Source organism: Caulobacter sp. 17J65-9, assembly GCF_010975005.1.
Taxonomy (GTDB): Bacteria; Pseudomonadota; Alphaproteobacteria; order Caulobacterales; family Caulobacteraceae; genus 17J80-11.
Window position 1 is genome coordinate 1 of sequence record NZ_JAAIVC010000266.1, and the last position, 2,932, is coordinate 2,932.

The window sequence follows — 2,932 nt, forward strand, 5'->3', positions numbered from 1 at the left end:
GTCGCAGGCGGCGACCCGCGGCGCGGCGTCCATCTCGCGGTCGGCGCAGGCGACGGCCGGATCGGCCGCGGCGCGCGGCGCGGCCAGGACGTGGGCGGGCAGGCTCGCCATGCCGAAGACGAGAGCGGCGGCGGCGACGGGACGGGACATGGAGGCAGACTTCATCGGGCGACGCGGGTGGGCTTCGCGGCGGCGGCGGATACGGAGGTGACGACCATCGGCTGACGCTCCAGCCAGGTGGCGGCGGCCGCGCGCAGGTCGTCGACGGTCAGGCTGTTCATGATGGCGGCGTAGTCGAGGACTTCCTTGACGCCCTCGTCGCTGTTCGCCGAGCCGTCCAGCGCGGCGACCCACAGCTCGTTGCTGGCCAGGTCGGTGCGCATCTGGGCCAGCATGGGCGTGCGGGCGGCCTCGAGCTGCTTGGCGGTGATCTCGCCCCGCGCCAGGGCGGCGGCGGCTTCACGGACCTGGGCCACGACGGCGTCCAGGTCGCCCGGACGCGCCTCGACGGCGGCGACCAGCATGCCCTGGTCGGCGTTGTCGGGCATGGCGGTCGACACTTCCGGCGCATAGGTCATGCCCAGGCGCTCGCGCACGCGCAGGCGCAGCTGTTCGGCCAGGATCTCGGCGACCACGCCCAGCGCGTACTCTTCCTTCCGCCGCGCGGGCGAGGCGACGTACAGCGGCCAGACGACCAGAGCGATGCCCTGATCGGCGGGCCCGTCGTGGACCGTCCGGACCGGCCCCGGCAGGGTTTCGGGGAAGCGCAGGAACCAGGCGTCCGGGCGCGAGCGGTCCACCGCCTTGCGCGCCGGCAGGGCGCCCAGGGTGGCGGAGACCATGCGCAGGACCTCCGACTCCGGCACGTCGCCGACGATGGTCAGTTCCATCGGCGACTGGGTCAGAGCCGGCTTGAACATCTCGGCGATCTGGGTGCTGCGCAGGCGCAGCAGGACCGCCTTGTCCGGCATGACCGACGGGCTGTCCGGCTCGATGGCGCGGGCCATGGCGTCCGACGCCGTCGTGCCCGGCGCGGCGGAGTAGGCCCGGTAGGTCGCCTCGACCGCGGTCGGCAGCATCTGGTCGACGGTGTCGCGGAAGCCCGGATCGCTGGCGAAGGCCGCCAGCACGTTCATCTGCACTTCCAGGCTGCTGCGGTTGGTGCCGGCGTACAGCACGAAGGAGTCGTTGCCGATGCCGAGCTCGGCGCCCCACGACGAGTTGCCGAACATGGCGTTCAGGTCGTCGGCGCTGTGTCGGCCGAGGCCTCCCAGCGGCAGGACCGCCGAGGCGAGCGCGGCGGTCGGCAGGTTGGCGCGGCCAAGTTCGTGACGGCCGGCGCCGAAGCTCAGCCGCACCTGCACGCCTTCCTTCACGAAGTCGGTCTTCTTGTAGTTGAGCACCAGTCCGTTCTGGAACCGGAAGCGGACGTAGTCGCCCAGCGCCACCGGTTCGCGCTTCGCCACCTTTCCGGTCGGCCCGAAGGTCGAGTACGCCCAGGCGGCGGTGTCGTGGTCGACATACTTCGAGATCGCCGGCGCCTTCTCGGCCGCGCGCCAGGCGTCCGCCAGCGCGGTCGAGGCCGGCGCTTCGGGCGTGTTGAGGGTCACCAGCGGGCCGGCGCCGGACCAGTCACGATCGAACGCCGCCTTGATCGTCTCGGGCGTCACGCCCTCGACGGCGAGATTGAACACCCGCATGGCCTCACGCGGGGTGACGAAGGTGTCGCCGTCCAGCTCGGCGCCCAGGATGTCGCCGGCCAGGCCGTACGAGCTACGGGTCGGGGCCTCGCTGACCGACCCGCGGTGGCGCGAGCGGATCTCTTCGATCGCGGACTCGACCTCGCGTTCGGTCGGGCCGTCGGCCGCAAACCGGCGCAGCTCGGTCTCGAGCGAGCCCAGCGCGGTCTTCCAGTCGTCGCCCACCGCCGTCGCTTCGACGCACGCCGCCCAGGCGTCGCGGCGGTCGTCGACGCCCGAGGCGGCGCCCGCCACGGCGGTTTCCGGCCGCTGGCGCAGGGTCAGCAGGCGCTTGTCGAGAATGCTGCGCCACAGGTCCGAGCTGGTCTGGCGGCGCAGCCGCGCCATCTCGTCCATGTCCTGGGGATCGCTCGCGCGCATCCGGCACACCGACACCGCCGTCGGCAGGTGCGTTTCGGAGATCGCCAGGGCGTCCACGCCGCGCTTGGAGGCGAAGGGCGGGATCGGCGCGCGGACGGGCGCGGGCCCCTTCCCTTTCCAGCTTTCGAAGGCGGCCTTCACCTCCGCTTCCATGGTCTCCAGCGGCAGGTCGCCGACCATGACCACGACGGCGTTCTCGGGCCGGTACCAGCGGTCGTAGAAGCCGCGCAGGCGCACCCCGGTCGCCGCGGCGACGCTCTCCGGCGTGCCGATCGGCTCGCGCGCGGTCGAGCGCAGGTTCGGGCCGCGGAAGGCGCTGGCCGCGCGCCAGACGCGCATGCCGGGACCGTCGCGCGTGTCCCCCTCGGCGCGGATCACGCCGCGCTCGCGCACGACCGCCGCGTCGTTGAAGTCCAGGCCGTCGGCCACGTCGCGCAGCCAGCGCAGGGCCATGGCGCGCGGCTCGGCGCGGCTGTCGGGCAGGTCCAGCTGGAAGCTCGTGGCGAACCAGTCGGTCCCGGCGTTCAGGTCGCGCCCGAAAGCGACGCCCATGGGCGCGAACAGCTCCTCGATCTGGTCCTCGGGCACGTTGCGCGTGCCGTTGAAGGCCATGTGCTCGACGAAGTGGGCGTAGCCGCGCTCGGCGTCGGTCTCTTCGTAGCTGCCGACGTCGACGCCCAGGCGGACGGACACGCCGTCCTTGGGCGTGGCGTTGCGCATGACCGCATAGCGCAGGCCGTTGGCCAGCACGCCGCGGCGCCCGGGGTGCGCCTGCGCGGCTTCTACGACCGCTGGTACCGGCCCGAGAACGC

At 73.0% G+C, this 2,932-nt stretch carries 1 protein-coding gene; it reads right to left on the reverse strand.

Going from position 1 to position 2,932, the window contains the following annotated elements; translation table 11 throughout:
* Positions 1 to 161: 161 nt before the first annotated feature.
* On the reverse strand, positions 162 to 2,932 hold a 2,771-nt coding region (locus tag G3573_RS21035), incomplete at its 5' end, for a M16 family metallopeptidase (protein WP_205598419.1).